The sequence below is a fragment of the Micromonospora aurantiaca ATCC 27029 genome (genome assembly GCF_000145235.1).
Lineage (GTDB): Bacteria > Actinomycetota > Actinomycetes > Mycobacteriales > Micromonosporaceae > Micromonospora > Micromonospora aurantiaca.
Genome location: NC_014391.1, coordinates 4,465,761 through 4,482,878 on the forward strand (window position 1 = coordinate 4,465,761; position 17,118 = coordinate 4,482,878).

Annotated in this window: 13 protein-coding genes; 4 read left to right on the forward strand and 9 right to left on the reverse strand. The window is 73.5% G+C overall.

The window, feature by feature from the left end; genetic code table 11:
* Positions 1-35 precede the first annotated feature (35 nt).
* Entirely contained in the window at positions 36-1,628 is a 1,593-nt protein-coding gene (locus MICAU_RS19570; RefSeq protein ID WP_013287085.1) for a beta-1,3-glucanase family protein, read from the reverse strand.
* A gap of 171 nt (positions 1,629-1,799) precedes the next feature.
* Here MICAU_RS19570 and MICAU_RS19575 point away from each other — a divergent pair, with 171 nt between their 5' ends.
* Positions 1,800-2,240: a hypothetical protein gene (locus tag MICAU_RS19575; RefSeq protein ID WP_013287086.1), complete on the forward strand. Its 441-nt coding sequence runs from the start codon at positions 1,800-1,802 to the stop codon at positions 2,238-2,240.
* 460 nt (positions 2,241-2,700) lie between these two features.
* Here MICAU_RS19575 and MICAU_RS19580 read toward each other — a convergent pair whose 3' ends face one another.
* Positions 2,701-4,026: a polysaccharide pyruvyl transferase family protein gene (locus MICAU_RS19580; RefSeq protein ID WP_013287087.1), complete on the reverse strand. Its 1,326-nt coding sequence runs from the start codon at positions 4,024-4,026 to the stop codon at positions 2,701-2,703.
* A gap of 147 nt (positions 4,027-4,173) precedes the next feature.
* A complete protein-coding gene (locus MICAU_RS19585; protein ID WP_013287088.1) occupies positions 4,174-5,364 on the reverse strand; it encodes an alkane 1-monooxygenase in 1,191 nt (396 codons plus the stop codon).
* 129 nt (positions 5,365-5,493) lie between these two features.
* Here MICAU_RS19585 and MICAU_RS19590 point away from each other — a divergent pair, with 129 nt between their 5' ends.
* On the forward strand, positions 5,494-6,093 hold the full coding sequence (locus MICAU_RS19590) for a TetR/AcrR family transcriptional regulator (protein ID WP_013287089.1): 600 nt from the start codon (positions 5,494-5,496) through the stop codon (positions 6,091-6,093).
* Between the two features lie 153 nt (positions 6,094-6,246).
* On the opposite strand, the gene MICAU_RS19595 is transcribed toward MICAU_RS19590, so the two are convergent.
* A complete protein-coding gene (locus MICAU_RS19595; RefSeq protein ID WP_013287090.1) occupies positions 6,247-6,597 on the reverse strand; it encodes a DUF190 domain-containing protein in 351 nt (116 codons plus the stop codon).
* Positions 6,594-10,826, reverse strand: coding sequence for a putative inorganic carbon transporter subunit DabA (locus tag MICAU_RS19600; protein ID WP_013287091.1), 4,233 nt, complete (start codon positions 10,824-10,826; stop codon positions 6,594-6,596). Before MICAU_RS19600 ends, MICAU_RS19595 begins: the two co-directional genes overlap by 4 nt.
* Positions 10,827-10,917: 91 nt before the next feature.
* On the opposite strand from MICAU_RS19600, the gene MICAU_RS19605 reads away from it, so the two are divergent.
* Positions 10,918-11,460 (forward strand): carbonic anhydrase, encoded by a 543-nt coding sequence (locus MICAU_RS19605; protein ID WP_013287092.1) that lies wholly within the window; start codon positions 10,918-10,920, stop codon positions 11,458-11,460.
* 16 nt (positions 11,461-11,476) lie between these two features.
* On the opposite strand, the gene MICAU_RS19610 is transcribed toward MICAU_RS19605, so the two are convergent.
* From MICAU_RS19610 to MICAU_RS19620, 3 genes are all read right to left on the reverse strand, one after another.
* A complete protein-coding gene (locus tag MICAU_RS19610; protein WP_013287093.1) occupies positions 11,477-12,322 on the reverse strand; it encodes a DUF6671 family protein in 846 nt (281 codons plus the stop codon).
* A gap of 600 nt (positions 12,323-12,922) precedes the next feature.
* Entirely contained in the window at positions 12,923-13,597 is a 675-nt protein-coding gene (locus MICAU_RS19615; RefSeq protein WP_013287094.1) for a TIGR04282 family arsenosugar biosynthesis glycosyltransferase, read from the reverse strand.
* Positions 13,594-14,268, reverse strand: a complete 675-nt coding sequence (locus tag MICAU_RS19620; protein ID WP_013287095.1) for a glycosyltransferase family 2 protein — start codon at positions 14,266-14,268, stop codon at positions 13,594-13,596. The genes MICAU_RS19615 and MICAU_RS19620 overlap by 4 nt, the downstream gene beginning before the upstream one ends.
* Before the next feature lie 145 nt (positions 14,269-14,413).
* On the opposite strand from MICAU_RS19620, the gene MICAU_RS19625 reads away from it, so the two are divergent.
* Positions 14,414-15,892 (forward strand): hypothetical protein, encoded by a 1,479-nt coding sequence (locus MICAU_RS19625; protein ID WP_041799048.1) that lies wholly within the window; start codon positions 14,414-14,416, stop codon positions 15,890-15,892.
* A gap of 37 nt (positions 15,893-15,929) precedes the next feature.
* Here MICAU_RS19625 and MICAU_RS19630 read toward each other — a convergent pair whose 3' ends face one another.
* Positions 15,930-16,991 carry an NAD-dependent epimerase/dehydratase family protein gene (locus MICAU_RS19630; protein WP_013287097.1) on the reverse strand — a complete coding sequence of 354 codons (1,062 nt, stop codon included), beginning with the start codon at positions 16,989-16,991 and terminating at the stop codon, positions 15,930-15,932.
* Between the last annotated feature and the right edge of the window lie 127 nt (positions 16,992-17,118).

The following is a 17,118-nucleotide window of genomic DNA, read 5'->3' on the forward strand; positions in this document are numbered from 1 at the left end:
TCGCGGTCGGCCCCCGCCACCGTTCGCATGGCTGGTCAGCCCTTGCGCCACTTCTGGTTGGCCGTGCCCCCGCAGTCCCAGAGCTGGAGCCTCGCGCCGTCGTTGCCGTTCCAGTCCTTGATGTCGACGCACTTGCCGGCCTGGAGGTTGACCAGGTCTCCGGCCGCGTTCAGGGTGAACTGCTGGGCGCCGGTGCCGTTGCAGGTGTAGAGCTGCACCGCCGCCCCGTTCGCGGTGGACCCGGCGTCGATGTCCATGCACTTGTTGTTCTGGCTCTTGAGCGCCGTGCCGCTGAACGTCCACTTCTGCGCGTTGGTGTTGTTGCAGTTCCACATCTGCAACGGCGCGCGGTCGACGAAGTTGGAGCTCGGCACGTCGATGCACTTGTTGTTCCAGTTGCTGACCACTGGCACCCCGGTGGTCGGGGTGCCGCCGCCACCGCCGGTGAACGGGCTGAGGATCAGTCCGGCCGAACGGGGATCGCCGTCGTGCACCAGCGACTCGAATCCACCGACGTCGTCGAAGGCGAACGCGTACGCCCGGCCGTCGGTCATGTTGGCGTGGATCAGGCGTGCGTACTGGTTGGTGGGGTTGCTGCGGTAGAAGTCGGCGGCGTTCGTGCTCGGCTGGGTGTCGACGGTGCCGAGCGTGCCTCGGTTGAGGGCGGCGCAGAGCGTACGCGAGATCGGGCCGACCACCTGGTCGTTCGGCGCGGGCAGGTCGCCGTCGCAGCCCCAGACGCTGGCCGAGGAGGGCCGGTTGAAGGAGGCGACCACCTGGCCGCTGCCGTTGGTGAAGGTCATGGTGTTGCCCGAGGTGCGGCCGTAGTACCGGATGGCCGGCTGGTCGGCGAAGGGCGCCACGGTCAGGGTCTTCGTGGTGTACGCGTTCCACGCGGACGCGATGTACGAGTCCAGGTAGGTGGTGCTGAGCAGGCCGGCCCCGGCCGCCTTGCCCGGAGCCAGGACGCGCAGGACGGTCCCGTCGGAGCGGGTGTGGACGGTGCCGGCCCAGCCCGGCTGCGCCCGGATCCCGTCGATGACCGCGTTGCGTCCGTTGGCCACCACGTCGCCGGTGCGCTTGGTGACGCCGTTGGCGCCGGTCACGGTGACCGCGTGCGGGATCGCGAACATGTCGACCTGGGAGCTGTTGAGCCACAGCCCGGAGTCGTTGTAGGTGAACTCGCTCCAGTCGAAGAGGATGTCTCGGTTCGCGTCACCGGCCGCCCAGGGCGCGGGCTGCACCAGTCCGTCCGGGGTGAGGAAGAACTTGAGCTTCTGCCCGAGGGAGAAGTAGGCCCGGCCGGAGAAGCCGCGGGGGAACTGGATCGTGGTGCTGCCGCCGTTGCCGGGGCCCGGTATCGAGACGTCCGGCGCGGGCGACGGCGGGAGCTGCCCGCCGGTCCACGGTACGAATCCGCCGCCGGAGGTGACGTAGCCGAGCCGGCCGGAGGACAGCTGGACGCCGATGACGTAGAGGTGGACCGGGTCGCTGCGGCCGGTGGTGTTGGTGACGGTGACCGGCAGCAACGCCGGTCCGACCGCCTGGGCGGGCGTAGCGACGACGGCGCCGGTGAGCCCGGCGAGCAGGGCGGACGCGGCGGCGAGCAGCCTTCTTCGGAGACGCATGGGGACACCTCGCGGGAGACAGGGGGACGGGAGAGCGCTCTCTCAGCAGGGTCCAATTGTTAATATTGTTTGTCAATAGGTGGTTGCCTATGGATCAGGGCCACGGCGAAGGTCACCGGTTGATTAAGATCCACTACGGAACAGTCGACTGTGGATTGGGTAGGTAGGTACATGAAACGCATGCTTTCGGCGCTGACGGCGCTGGTGACCGTCGCGGCGGGCCTGACTGTCGGCGCCCCCGCCGCCCAGGCGGCCGGCTCCTGCTCGGGGACCATCACCTACAGCCAGGTGCAGTCGTCCGGGCTCGGTGAACTGGTGATCTACTACAACAGCAGCAACGGGGGCACCAACAGCGCCTGCTTCTACCACCGCGGCGCGGCGTACGGGAGGTCGGCGCCGACCTTCGTGCAGATCTACCGCTGCGCGGAGCGGTCGGGCGAGGGCGCGCACTGCACCCGGTCGGGCGGCGCGGACACCAATTCCGGTGACTTCAGCTATTACGCCGGCCCGGTCGCCGTCACCGGTACGGCGAACTACTGCGTCGAGGCGGTCGGCTACATCGGATGGGCCGGTGAGCGCCACCAGATCTACAGCCGCCGCCAGGGCTGCTGAACCCGCTCCCCTCCCCGGACCGGGGCCGGCGCACGATGAGCGCCGGCTCCCCGGCCGGGCCGGGTCAGGGTCGGCGGCGACCCGGCCGAGGAAGGCCGAGACCCCGGCGTACGGCCCGTGGTCGCGGTGGCAGTCGTAGCGCTCCGCCCCGTCCGTCACCGCAGGGCCCACCGCCGCAGGGGCGGGCGCCCGGGAGCGCCCGCCGGGCCGGCAGTTACCAGCACCACTCGATCCACAGGCGGCGTGCGCCGGACACCAGGCGGAGTGCAGTCGTGCGACGGATGGTCATCGTCCTCATAGGAACCTCCGATGTGATGCACCTCGGGGCTGGCCCAGAGCGTAATTCCGGTCGATGGAAATAAGAAGGGTTCTCGCGATTCGCGGCGGGCTGATCGCACCGCCACGCCGAACGCCGCCGTCGCGGCGCCGGCCATTCCGCTGCCGAGCAGGCGTACGACGGTCAGCGCGACAGCATCCGGCGGACCCGGCGGCCCACCGCTTGCTTGACCTGGTCGCGCAGTGGCTGCGCGCGGCGTGCCGTGAGCTTCTGCTGCAGCGTCCGGTTCTCGTCCCGCAGCCATTGGATGCGCGTCAGCAGTTCCTCGGCCGTGTAGGCGGAGGCCGGCCGGACCGCCGGCGGGTAGACGGTTCGGCGGACCTGCTCGTCGAAGCGGGTGGCGCTGTCCCCGTCGGCGAACGACAGGCCGAGGTCGTGCTTGGCGAGGAACGCGGTGATCCGCGCGAAGCGCTCCTTGTGGCCCTCGTTCAGGGCCGTGTAGTCGGCTTCCTCGTAGAGTCGGGCGGCGTCGACGTCGGCCAGCACGTCGCGCATCAACCGGTGCGGGATGTCGAAGTAGCGGGCCAGTTCCAGGGTGCGCGAGTCGTGTGCGAGGAGATACCCGGGAGTGCCGGAGATCAGCGCCGTGATGGTGCCGTGGATCCGGGTGCCGAAGGCGAAGTCGAATCCGGAGAGATACTCCATCCAGGGCCACGGGTCCATGAACATCCGCACCTTGTCCTCGACGAAGAGCGGGTGTGAGGTGTGGATCGGCATGTCGTCGGTCTTGCCGCGCAACTTCGGTGCGTCGCCGTAGAGCAGGGTGCCGAGGGTGTACAGGCCCTGCGCCACGTAGCGCAGATTCGGGTAGCGCTGGTGGTGGTGCTGGACGATCGGGGCCAACGCGCGGACGTACGGCGAGATGACGAACGCGAGCCGATCCTCGGTGTCCAGGGTGGCCTTCGCCTTCTCGACCCGGAGGCTGTCGCCGTGCAGGAACATCGACGGACAGCCGATCTGCTCGACGGCGGAGAACCCCAGCGTACGCAGGTAGTTCTCGCTGATCTCGCCGCGTACGCCGATGCTGTGCGATCGGTCCAGCACCGCCCGGCAGAACGCCTTCACCGGCTCGTCGATCGGGCGCAGGTACTCCCGGTCGCCGTCCACGTCGGTCTGCGCCCCGACCCCGAGCACCACCACCGGGATCTTGAGCCGCTCGATCAGCCGGGTCATCGACGTCAACCGGTTCACGTAGTCGTGGCGGAACGCGTTCGCCAGCGGGATCACGAAGACGTCGTACTTCTCGTTGATCTCGTCGGCATCGCGCGGGTCCGTCCGGAACCGCGACGGGGTGATCTCCGCCGTCGAGGTGGACAGCAGCTTGTGCGCGGCGTGGCTGAAGACCAGGTTGCCGCTGTTCTTGCCGATCCAGTCCCGCTCGTAGGTCTCCTCGGCGGTGACGACGTCGAACGGGCCCTTGCGGGCTCGCAGCAGGATCCGCTGGTGCATCCGGGGTGTCCACCCTTCGTCCCGGACGCCACGGCGCCCGGCGAGGCCGAAGCGGCGCGACCGGCCGGGCACGGCCCCGTTCCGTGCAGGAACCGAAATCCTACGCCCTGACACGGAGAGGTGCCGTCAGACCTACACCGGGTCGGGTCAGGCGGCGTGGACCGCTGTGGTGTCCGCTGCGGGCCGGCCGTAGCGGCGACGCAGTCGGGCCTCGGCGCGGGGGTTGCGATTGGCGAGGTTCAGGTCGCCGCCGTAGTGCGCCAGAACCCGTGGGTTCATCACCCGGTACCACAGCGGCGGAACGAGAGCGAGCAACACCATCGAGGCGTAGCCTCCGGGCAGTCGCGGCGAGACGTCGAAGCTGCGCAGCGTCTGGTAGCGGCGCAGCGGGTTGGCGTGGTGGTCACTGTGGCGTTGCAGTTGAAAGAGGAACACGTTGGTGACGACGCGGTCGCTGTTCCAGCTGTGCCGTGGGTCGACCTTCTCGAAGCGGCCGGTGGCGGTGCGCCGGCGGCACAATCCGTAGTGCTCGAGGTAGTTGACCGCTTCCAGCAGCGAGAAGCCGACGATCGCCTGCAGGAACAGGAAGGGCACGAGCCGCCAGCCGAACACAGCGATCAGCAGGGCGAAGAGCACGACGGTCATGAGCCCGGCGTTGAGCAGGTTGTTACGCAGCGTCCACGGGCTCTTGTGCCGCAGCCGGAAGCGGCCGATCTCCAGCCGCCACGCCGAGATGAGGCTGCCCCAGACCGTACGCGGCCAGAACGAGTAGAAGCTCTCCCCCAGCCTGGCGCTGGCCGGGTCCTCCGGTGTGGCGACACGGACATGGTGCCCGCGGTTGTGCTCGACGTAGAAGTGGCCGTACCCGGTGGGCGCGAGGGCGATCTTCGACAACCACCGCTCGACCGTTTCGCGCTTGTGGCCGAGCTCGTGTGCGGTGTTGATGGCCAGTCCGTTGACGATCCCGATGGTGGCGACCAGGCCGGCGGCGCCGGCGGCACCGAGGCCGCCACGCGTCCAGACCCACGCTCCGAGCAGCAGGGCGGCGTACTGCACCGGCAGGAACAGGAACGTGATCCAGCGGTAGTAGCGGACCTCCTGCAACCGCCGGGCGATGTCGTCGGGCGGGTTCTCTCCGTCGTCACCGAGCAGCACGTCGATGATCGGGATGAGTCCGAAGACCACCGCCGGGGTGAGCCACCAGGCAGCGGGTCCGGCGCCGGCCTGCCACAACGCGTACGCCAGAAACGGCAGCACCGGCACGAGGAGAGCCAGTGGCCACAGGTGCTTCTTGCCGTCACGCCAGCCGGCGGCTGGAGCATCGATCGAGGTCTGCATGTACCGCCTCCGGAGTGTCGAGCGCTGCGTCGACTGTCACACGGATAACCACGCTTGACAATATCCGGCTCTGCGTCAATTGAGTAGACACGCAAGGCATGTGTGTCTACTCGATAGACTCGACGCACCATGGCCGCCCCTCCGCCTTATCGCCACACCGCGCGCCGGCACCTGCGTGACACGGTCATCACGGCCGGCCGCGACCTGGCGATCGACCGCGGCTGGGACGCGGTACGAATGGCCGACGTGGCGGCCCGCGTGGGCGTGAGCAGGCAGACGCTCTACAACGAGTTCACCAACAAGGCCGGACTGGGCGAAGCCATCGCACACCGCGAGATCGACCGGTTCATGGACGGTGTGCGGGAGGCGTTGTCCGCCCACGGCGGCGACGTGCGAGCCGCCGTCCATGCCGCAGTCACGTTCGTGTTGACGCAGGCCGGCACCGACCCGCTGGTCAAAGCCGTCCTCAACAGTGCCCGGGGCACCGACGCCCTGCTCCCCTACCTGACCACCCGCGCCGACCTGGCCCTGGCCGCCGCCGTCACGGTGCTGAGGGAGTGGGCGGACACGCACCTGCCCCGGGTGCCTCCCGATGAAGTCGCCGTCGGCGCCGAATCCCTCGCGCGACTGGTCGTCAGCCACATCGTGCTGCCGACGGCGCCCGTCGACAACACCGCCGACACCCTCGCCGAACTGGCACAACGCTTCCTGGACCCGCCGCGCGCGTGAACGAGCGCATCAGCTGGGATGCGGGCGTCGGCCGGGTGCGTACAGCGGCGGACGACCGGACGTGCCCGAGGGCCTCCTCGGCCGGGTCCGGCCGCCACGGCGGGGCGGGGCGGGGCGGCGGTCGCCACCCCGCCCGGACGCGACTCGCCCCCTTCAGGTCACCGGGCCCGCCGGTCGATCGGCGCCGAAGTACTCGGGCCGGCTCACCCATGCCTCACTGACGAACATGACGCCGGGCCGGTGGGCCAGGATGTCGCGCAGGCCGACGGCGACCGGCTCGGCCCGCTCGAGCGGCAGCACGGCGATCACCATGACGAGTCCGGCCCGGTCGTTGAAGAGCAGCCGGCCCTCGTGGGTGCCGTGGTGGCCGAAGCCGGAGACCCCGCTGAGGCTGGTCCAACCGCTCACGCCGGAGGCGTGCAGCAGCGTCCGGACGGCGTCGACGTCGTCGGCGCGGGTCACGACCTCCACCTTGACCATGCGCGTCAGTCCGAGCTCGTTCATACGCTGTACTCCTTCTCTGGGCCGAGGGCCGGGAGCGGCGTGGTGCGCCGGGATCCGCCCGGGTCACTCCATTCGCCGGTACGGGGGTCGATGACGGTCAGGGACATCCAGCCGCCGTCGATCAGCTGGCGCAGGGCCGGGTTGCGGCCGAGCACGGTGTCGACGAGGTGGTGCGGGGCGTGGACCACGGCGAGCAGCCGCAGCGGGTCGTGCGCCGGCCGTGTCCCGTCGTCGACGGACTGCAGCGGCAGCCCGGCACGCAGGTCGCCACCGGATCCGGAGAGGACGCCGAGCGCGTCGCCGAGGACGGTGTGCACGGTCTTGGTGCCGGCACCGAGGCGGTGCGGATCCACCGTGGAGAAGTAGTACTGGAGGTTGATCCAGGACGCCACGACGAGCGGGCCCGTCATGATCGTCTCCAGCGCGACCGCGTCCGGATCCGCGGTCCAGTCGTAGGAGTGCAGGAACGTGCGGCAGCCGAGATCGCGCCCGGCGCTCAGCTCGCGCGGCGCGGCGATGAACGCGGCGTTGCCGGCCAGCGCCCACTCCGGCCGCACCTGGGCCCAGTCCGAGGCGCGGCCGGGCAGGTGGCGGGAGCCCGGCCGGCCGGGCAGCCGGGTGGCCCGTTCCGCGCGCAGACCCGCTCCCGCCTCGGCGAGCCGGCGCGTCAGGTCGTCGACGTGCGGGCGCAGCCGGACGGGGACGGTGTCGACATCGAACAGGCGCACCTCGTCGGTGACGGTGTCGTGCTCGCCGGCCAGGACGTGGGTGTCGGCGGGCAGGTGGATCCCCCGGGCGACCAGCGCCTCGCGGATCTCGGGCCGGTTGAGCAGCGCGGCGACCAGCCGGGCGCTGACCCCGCCCCGGTTGCCGCCGCAGGCGCCGCAGTCGAGCGCGGCCGCGTAGGGGTTGTTGGTGCTGGTGGCCCCGTGCCCGCAGAGCAGCACCAGCGGGGCGAAGCCGGTCGTCAGCCCGACGGTGCGCAGCGTCGCCTCCGCGTAGTAGACCTGCTCGTCGAGGGTCAGGGCGGCGGCGAGGTCGGCCACCGTCGGCGCGGTGTCGTCGGCGGGTGGCGCGAACCGGCCCGGCGCCACGGCGCGCACCGCCAGGGCGGCGGTGGCGAGCACGCCGGCGACCTCCACGAAGGCGAACGCGCCGACCGGGTCGGCCTTGGCCGAGGCGAACGCCCGGCGCCACGCCTGCCGGGCCCGCCGGCGGCGTACCCGCGTGGCGTCGGCGGTCTCCCCGACGGTGGCCACCGGTCGCATGAGCACCGGGCAGCGGTCCCGGCCCCGGGCGGCATCGGCCGCCACGGTGCGCACGGGTAGGCCGAAGAAGCCGGCGAAGCCGTAGGTGTCCACCGGCCCGGCCGCCTCCAGGTGCCGGCGCAGGCCCTCGCTGCGCACGTCGATGCAGAACACCGCCTGGGCGAGCGGGGTGACGCGGGCGGCGCGGCGTGGGCGCGGCCGCGCCCCGTGGTCCAGCCGGTTCCGCAGCCGACGCCGGTATGCGTGCTCCGCGGCGGCGAGCCACACCTCGGCCTGCCGCGCCGGGGACAGCTCGGCCACCACGTCGCGCACCACCGCCACCGTCTCCTCGGGCAGCAGCGCCAGGGCCGGCGCGTCGACGCCGAGCGCCGCGACCAGCCGGGCGAGAGCCGCCGGCTCGTCCGTCCCCGGCGCACCGGCGGCCGGTACGGTCCCCGCCGTCCCGGCGGTGGGCGTCGACACGGCGGTCGGCGTCGCGGCGGTGGGGGTCGTCGCGGCGGTCACCGCTTGGAGCGTCGGCGGGACGCCGAGGTGGCGGTGGGTGGCGGTGCCGGCCAGCGCCAGCTCGTAGCTGAGCCGGACCGCGAGCAGGTCCAGCGGGGTCAGGTCCGGTCGCTCACCGGGACGCGTCTGAGACCAGCGGGCGTAGCCGGCCCAGCCCGGCAACCGGAGCAGGGACCGGGTGAGATACGCCGGCCAGGCCGCCGGCGCCACGCCGAGGGCGCGCAGGAGCAGGGCGACTGCCCGCTCGGGCTCGGCGGGCAGCGCGGCGACGAGTGCCCGCAGGCCGCTGACGCCCGCGCGGTCGACGCCGGCCACCCGCCGCCAGCGCGCCCAGCAGCTCTCGTCGGCCGGGCCGGGAACCGGCCAGCGGGCGGCCGGACGGCCGCAGTGCGCCGCGCACCAGCCGGCCACCAGCTCGTCGACGTCGGCGCCGATCCGGGTACCCAGGACCCGGTCGAGCAACTCGGCCAGGGTGAGCGGGTCCGGGTCGGCCTCGACGGCGGGCCGGGTCACCGCGAGCCGGCGCCGCGCCACGGCGAGCAGGTCGGGTGGCGGGGGCGGTCCGTCGTGCACCGGGTGGGCCAGTGCAGCGACCTGGAGGTCCGCGGCCATGATCGACCGTCCGCCGAGCGTGACCGGCGCCGAGGCCGCCGGGGGGAGCACCGCGGTCAGGTCGGCCGGCTCGATCTCGCCGTCGCGCAGCCGCCGCCGGTACTCGTCGGCCGGCAGGTGGGTCCGCGCGCCGCCGAGCGCCCGCAGCTCGGCAGTGGCCCGCGCGAACGGCACCCGCTCCCGGCCGGCGAGCGGGTTGACCGCCACGAACGTGTCCAGCGGCCAGACCGCGGCGACGTGGTCACCGGCAGCGGCCAGCGCGGCGACGACCCGGGCGGCGTCCGACCGGTCGGACGCGTCGCGGCGGCGTACGGCGGTCACGGCCCAGGCGGCCGGCTCCCCCGCCGCCACGCCGGCGGACCGGCGCCACCACGCGCCGGCGCCGTCACGCCAGGCCCACCACCACAGCGCGGCGCCGTGCCGGCGCACCAGGAACGCGCCGGCGACGGCCACCAGGGCCAGCGTGACCGCCGCGACGCCCACCCCGGCGTCCGTCACCGAGGTCGGCAGCCCCAGCCACCGGGCGACGGCCCGACCGGCGACCAGGTAGCCGCCGGCCAGCGCGCCCGCCGCGAGGGTGATCGCGACAGCGGTCCGCGCCGGCACCTCGCGGTCCGCGAGCGCCGACCGCACCGCGGTCAGCGCGGCCGCACCGGCCAGGACGGCGCTGAGCAGGCCGCTCGGGCTGGCGCCGAGCGACAGCTCGGTGAGCGCCACGGCGGCGAGCACCGCCGCGCCGGCCAGCGCCACGGTCCGGGTCCGGGGCGGGCCGACCGGGCGGGGCGCGGCCGCGGTCCGCGCCTGGGCCTGGAGCGCGCCGCCGGCGGACAGGAACGCGTACGCCTTGTAGACCGCGTGCCCGACCAGGTGCACGGCGGCCAGGCCGAACGCGCCGAGCCCGCACTGGGCGAGCATGAAGCCCATCTGCGCGACAGTGGACCGGGCGAGGGTGCCCTTGACGTCGGTGCGCACCGCGGCGAACACCGTCCCGGACACCGCGGTCACGAGGCCGGTCAGCACCATCGCCGGCATCACGCCGGGTGTGGCGACCACCACCGGCGCCAGTGTGATCATCAGGAAGCCGGCGATGTTGACCATGCCTGCGTGCAGGAAGGCGGAGACCGGGGTCGGGGCGTCCAGGGTGTACGGCAGCCAGCGGTGCGCCGGCACCTGGGCCGATCGCACCGCGCCGGCCACCAGCAGCAGCCCGCCGACGGCGGCCAGGAGCCAGCCGGGCCGGTCGCCGGCGGCCGCCCGGACCGCGTCCAGGTCGGCGTCGCCCGTCGGCGCGACCAGCAGCGCCAGGCCGGCGACCAGGGCCACGTCGCCGACGAGGAACACCGCCCGGGTACGGCGCACCGCCGCCCGTACCCGGGGCTGCTCCCGGTAGTAGCCGATGAGCCCGATGAGCAGGTGCCCGGCCGCGATCCAGCCGACGGCCAGTTGCACGAGGCTGGGCGCGGTGGTCATCACCAGGGTCGCCGTGGTGGCCGCCGCGATCCGGGCCTGCAGGGCGCGGGCGCCCGGCTCGCCGTCGAGATAGCGGCGCGCGTAGCCGGCGACGACGGCGGCGAGCCCGCAGACGAGGAGCGCGAACAGCGCAGTGAACCGGTCGAGCCGGATCCCCACGGAGAACGCCGGCCCGGGTGGGTCGAGCCGGAGCAGGAGCGCCGGGACCACCGGGTCGTACGCGACCCGGGCCAGCAGCACGGCGGCCGCGGCGGCGGTGAGAGCGAGCAGCGCCCCCACCACCCGGGCGGCTCGACGGGGATCGGGTACCGCCAGCGCGCACAGCGCCGCCGATGCGGGCCCGGCCAGGACTCCCAGAACCAGTGCGACGGACATCGTCACCTCCTCAGACACGCGCACTGTATTACACGATTCCTAATTCGTGTATCGTGAGACGCACGACAGTGGCTCGGCACGAGGAGGAGCGATGGACGCGACCGGATCCCCGTCGCAGGTGTGGCAGACCAGCCCGAGCTTCGCCCTCGCCCGGCTACGCGCCGGGCACCACCGGTTCCGGGCCGGCGGCCTTCCCGTCCCGTCGGCCGGCGCGACACCGGTGGCCGCGGTCCTGTCGTGCGCCGACCCGCAGCCCGAGGCCGTGACCGTGTTCGGCGGCGTCGACGTCTACGCGGTCCGCACCGCCGGCCTGCAGGTCGGCCCGGCCGCGCTGGGCAGTCTGGAGTACGCGGTCGCGCGCCTCGGCGCACCCCTGCTGGTCGTGCTGGGCCACGCCTCCTGCTCCCTGGCGGGCGGCAGCGGGCCGGACCGGGTACGCGCCACGCTCACCGCCCTGCGCCGCCGGTCCCCCCTGCTCGACCAGGCCGTCCGCTCCGGCCGCTGCGGCATCCACGGCATGATCTGGCACGACGCGGACCGCCTCCTCAACGAGGTGCGGCCCGCGCTGCCACCGCCGGCCCGGCGGGCCTGCCGCCTGCGGCCACCGAACAACGCGTCGATGCGGTCGCACTGAGTGGGGCAACGCCTCATCAGGGGTTGCACACCGGGCACGCACCGGGGTCCGCGGCGCCGCCCACGGGCCGGCGCGAGCGGTACGCGCACCTGCCGCATCCCGAGACCAGCAGCGCGTGGTGGGCGGTGGGCGTGCCGCAGTCGCGGCAGGGCAGTCCCGGCTCGGTGCCGACCAGGCCGAATCCCGGCGCCGCACAGGCGGGACAGGGCGTGGCGAGACGCCGGGCCAACCGGTCGGCGGCGGCGGCGATGACCCGCATCCGGGTCGGATTGACGTGGGCCCGCAGGTCCGCGCCGAGCACGGCGGTGCCGTCGGCGGAGTCGAGGGCGGCCCGCCGGACGGCGACGAGGACGTCGGCGAGCCGGCGGAGTCCCTTGACCGGCCGACCGGGCCCGGCCGCGGGCCGGACGACGACCGCGTGGTGCGGGAACCCGGCCCGGCGCAGGAACGCGAGCACGGCGCCGCGGTCCCGACCGTCGGTGACCACCTGGCCGTGGTTGGTCTCGACGCTCAGAGCGCTCTCCACCAGGGTCAGACCCGACCGGTCGTCGACGAGCGCCACGTACTCCACGTCGGCAGGAGTCCAGGGAGCCGCCGGGTACGGGCCGAACGCCCCTTCGCTGGCCAGCCCGACCACGGACCCGGTCGCGGCCATCCCGAGCCGGGCCTTGCGCACCACGGTCTCCCGCGCCGAGCCGACCCGCCGCACCTCGCCGGTGAACGTACCGAGCGCGTCGGTGTCCACCGGCGCCACCCGCACACTCATCCCGAGCCGTCGTCGCAGCAGCGGACGCAGCGCCCACTGTTTGCCGTGCATGGTGGCCAGGCAGGCCACCACGCCATGGAACGGTGACGCCTCCACACCACCGATCCTACCCGAGATAAGAAGTAGGATTCCGGAATTCGGTTACGTATCGGAGCGGTCGCCCGGGCTGTGGTGTCATCGTGGTGACGTAGCGGTACCGGTCGCCGGCGGCGCCCGGGTGGTCGAGGTCGATCGGGATCCACTGGGCGTCGGCCGCCCCGCAGGTCCGGAAGAGGCCGGCGTAGCAGTCGCCGTTGTTGCAGTCCGGAGTGCCGGCGTCGGATCCTCGGCCCGCACCGGCGCGGCGGCGGTGACGATGCCGATCCGGGTCCGGCCGGGGCCACCGGCCAGCCGCACGATGTCCTCGTAGATCTCCCGGTTGTCATCGGCGAGCGCGCCGCCACAGCGACACCTGACATCGCATCCGGGTCCAGCCACGCCCGGCGGAAGGGGGTCCGCCGGTGTCGTCCGGTCTCCACGTGGGCCTGCCCCTGCAGGCACCGGCGCCGGCACAGCGGGCCACCACCGTCGCCTCCGCGGCTGTGGCCTGCCGATGCCACCGCTCCACCGGCAGGCGGCGGCTGGGCCCGTCCGCAGGCACCAGCCAGTGCACGTCTCCGGCGGGGTCGCGTAGCGCGGAGGCGAATCCGTCCCCGTTCACGCACGTACCACCATGTCGCGACGCACGGCCTCGACCTGGCGGGCGAACCGGCCGTCCGGGACCGCCGACGCCACGGCGTGCGCGTCGGACCAGTCGTCCACGTCCCGCAGCACGGGCAGCGGCACGGGGCGTAACCCGCGTCCGGTCAGCGCGGACCATGTCGATCGGCCCGTGACCGGCGTCGACATCGGCACCGCCCGTAGCATCACGGCCTGCCGGGGGTCGCGCAGCCCGAGCGCCCACCAGCCGCCGTCGTGGGCGAAGCCGAGCGCCGCGTCGGCATCTTCGAGCCGGCGCACGGCGGCGGCCAGCGCCGCCGGGGTCAGTTGCGGAGTGTCCATCCCGATCTGCAGCACCCAGCGGCCGGGGAACATCTCGGCGACGTCGAGGTGGGCGTGCGCGAGCCGGTCGGCGAGGTCCGTGCCGCGCTGCGGCAGAACCGACCAACCGGCAAGGGCGGCGGTCAGCTCCACGCCGTCCACGGCTTCCGCGAGATGTCCGGCCAACGCCAGAACCGGCGTCACCCCTGGTGTCCCCCGGACGGCGTCCAGGGTGTCGAGCAGCGCGGCGGCGGCCAGCAGGGCGGCCTGGACGGGAGTCACCGGCGGGCACAGCCGGGTCTTCACCAGACCGGGCACGGGCGCCTTGGCCATCACCAGTACGACGGTCACCGCGACTTCCGGACGGTACGCAACACGGCGGCGAAGTCTCGGGTGGCCCGCAGGGTGCCCCGTACCGAGCCGGAGACCTTGGAACGGGTGCCGGCAGCGCGCGGTGCGTAGGTGACGTCCACCTCGTGGATGCGCCAGCCCGCCGCGGCGGCTCGGATCAACAGCTCCAGCGGATAGCCGAAGGCCCGGTCGGTGACCCCAAGGGCGAGCAGCGCCTCCCGGCGCGCCACCCGCATCGGGCTGAGGTCGCGCAGCGGCATGCCCCGGTGCCGCAGCAGCGCGGCGACCAGCGCCGTGCCCGCCCGGGCGTGCCAGGGCCACACCCCGTCGCCGACCGGTCGGCGACGGCCGACGGCCAGATCAGCGACCCCGTCGGCGACGAGGGCGACCAGAGCGGGTAACTCCCGGGGAGCGAAGGAGCCGTCGGCGTCCAGCACGCAGACCAGTTCCGTGCCGGCGGCCTCGACCCCGGTGTGCACGGCCGCTCCGTACCCGCGCCGTGGTTCGTGCACCACCCGGGCCCCGTGCCGGGCGGCCACCTCGGGTGAGCCGTCGCGCGACCCGTTGTCAACGACGATCGCCCGGTACCCGGGCGGCAACGCGGTCAGCACGGCGGGCAGAGCAGCGGCCTCGTCCAGGCACGGCAGCACCACGTCGATCTGTGTCGGCATACCGCCGACGCTAGGGCCGCCCGACGGCGGTGCGCGCTCGATTCAACCTTACGGAACACTTACCGTGCCGACACTCCTTACCGTCCGGTGACGTACCGGCGAAGCGGCTGACAGCGGAGGAACCGAGCCGTACCGTCCGGTCGACATGAGACTCGGTGCCACCGTTTCCCGCTCGTCCGTCCACCACCGCCTCCCGGATCGACACCGGGGGGACCTGCTGGTGCTGGGCGTCGAGGCGACGCTGCTGGTCACCGCCGTGGCGGTGGGCGCGATGCTCAACCGCGCCGGAGTGGGCCTGCACGCCGACGCCGCGCCGCTCTACGCCACCTGGAGACCGCACCTGGGCTGGGGCACGCCGGCCGCGTTGGCGATCGCCGTCGCGGTGGTCGGCCCCGGAACGCAGTGGGCCCGCACCGCCCGGTGGGGCCCTCTGCTGTCCGTCGGCTACCTGGCGGCGGTCGGCTGGACGCTCGCCCTGGCGCTGGTGGACGGCTGGTCGGCGGGGCTGACGACACGGCTCACCGCGCAGGCGGAGTATCTGCACGAGGTACCCCGGGTCACCGACGTCGGGCGGATGCTGGCCGGTTTCGCGGACCGCATCCTGGACTTCCAGCCGGACTCGTGGTCCACCCACACGGCCGGCCATCCACCAGGTGCCCTGCTGGTGTTCGTCGCACTCGACCGGGTCGGCCTGGGCGGTGGCACGGCCGCGGCGATGGCCTGCGTCCTGGTCGGGGCGAGCGTCGTGGTGTCCGTGCCGATCGTCCTACGGGCACTGGGCGCCGGAGGGGCCGCCCGCACGTCGTTGCCGTTCCTGGTGCTGCTGCCCGGAGCGGTCTGGGCGGGTGCCTCCGCCGACGGTCTCTTCACCGGGGTAGTGGCCGCCGGCCTCGCGCTGCTGGCCGTGCGGGGAACCGCGACCGCGTTGGCGGGCGGCGTGCTGCTCGGCTTCGCGCTGTACCTGTCCTACGGCTTCGTGCTCGTCGCGCCCCTGGCTCTCGTCGTGCTCGCGCTGCGTCCAGGAGGCCGGGTTGCCGCGCTGCTCGCCGGTGCGACCGGGGTGGCCACTGTGGCGACGGTGTTCACCGTCGCGGGTTTCCACTGGTGGCAGGGGTACGACCGGGTGGTCGAGCGCTACTACCAAGGCTGGGCGGCCGACCGTCCGTACGCCTACTGGGTCTGGGCGAACCTGGCGGCGCTGCTGCTCTCTGCCGGTCCGGTCGTCGGACCGGCACTGCGCCGCACTCTGCACGCGGCCCGGGCCTGGCGAGGGTGGGACGGTTCCCCGGCACCGGCCGCTTGGACGCCCGGCACCGGCAGACCAGCACCTGGCGGTGACCCGCTGACCCACGTCGCGGTGCGGAACCGGCGGCTCGGCGCGCTCGCGCGACGGGTCGGGACACTGGGGCCGACCGTTCTGCTACCGGCCGCCGCGGTGCTGGCGGTGCTCGCCGCCGACCTGTCGGGCATGAGCAAGGCGGAGGTCGAGCGGATCTGGCTACCGTTCACGGTCTGGCTGCTCGTCGCCGTGGCGCACCTACCCGCCGCGACGCACCGCTGGTGGCTGGCCGGGCAGGCGCTCACCGCCCTCGCCGTCAATCACCTCGTGTTCACCGTCTCGTGAGCCGCCCTGCCGCCGGTGGCGGGCCGGGGCGGGCCGCTCAGACCGACACGGCGGCGCGTTCCCGCAGCGGATCCGTGGCGAAGGCGGCCACCCCGTCGGCGAAGCTGACCCGTGCGGTGTATCCGAGCAGGTCACGTGCGCGGCGAGGGTCGGCGACCACGTGCCGCACGTCGGCCGGCCGGGCACCGCCGACGACCACCGGCGCCGGACCGTCCATCGCCGCCGCCAAGGCGGTGGCGAGATCACCGACTGTGTGCGGCCGGCCGGAGCAGACGTTCACCGGCACCAGGCCGTCCGGAGCCGGAGCGGTCAGCGCCAGCACGTTGGCGCGCGCCACGTCGGAGACGTGCACGAAGTCGCGCTGCTGCAAGCCGTCCTCGTAGAGGCGCGGCGGCCGGCCGTGGGCCAGCGCCGACCGGAAGATCGACGCGACTCCGGCGTACGGCGTGTCGCGGGGCATCCGGGGGCCGTACACGTTGTGGTAGCGCAGTGCCCAGACCCCCGCCCCGGTCTGCCGGCTCCACGCGGCGGCCAGGTTCTCCTGGGCCAGTTTGCTGGCCGCGTAGGTGCTGCGCGGTTCGAGCGGGGCGTCCTCCGGCACGAGCGCGCTGGCGAGTGCGCCGGCGCAGACCGGGCAGGTGGGGTCGTACCGGCCGACGGCGACATCGGCGGCGCGGCGCGGGGCCGGCCGGACGACGCCGTGCCGGGCGCACGTGTATCGCCCTTCGCCGTAGACGACCATGGAACTCGCCAGCACCAGGCGAGACACGCCGGCCCGGTGCATCGCTGCCAGCAGCACCGCCGTGCCGTAGTCGTTGTGGCTGACGTAGTCGGGCGCGTCCGACGGGTCCAGCCCGTGCCCGACCATCGCCGCCTGGTGACACACGGCGTCGACGCCCGCCAGCAGATCGTCGAGCAGGTGCGCATCGCGGATGTCGCCGACAACCGGTTCATGGCGGCGGAACCACTCGGGCGGCTCACTCCCGTGCGCCTGGGGCAACAGCGCGTCCAGGCACACCACCTGATGGCCTTGCGCGACGAGCAGGTCCGCGACCTGCGATCCGATGAACCCGGCGGCGCCGGTGACGAGTACCCGCATTGCGTCACGCTAGGTCAGCGGAGAAGCCGCCGGGGCTCGTTCGGCTCCGACGTCAGCACTTCGTAAGGGGACGGCCGGTAAGCCTTCGGTAATGCGGCAAAGCCCGCCCGAGGGCGCCGTTGCCGGT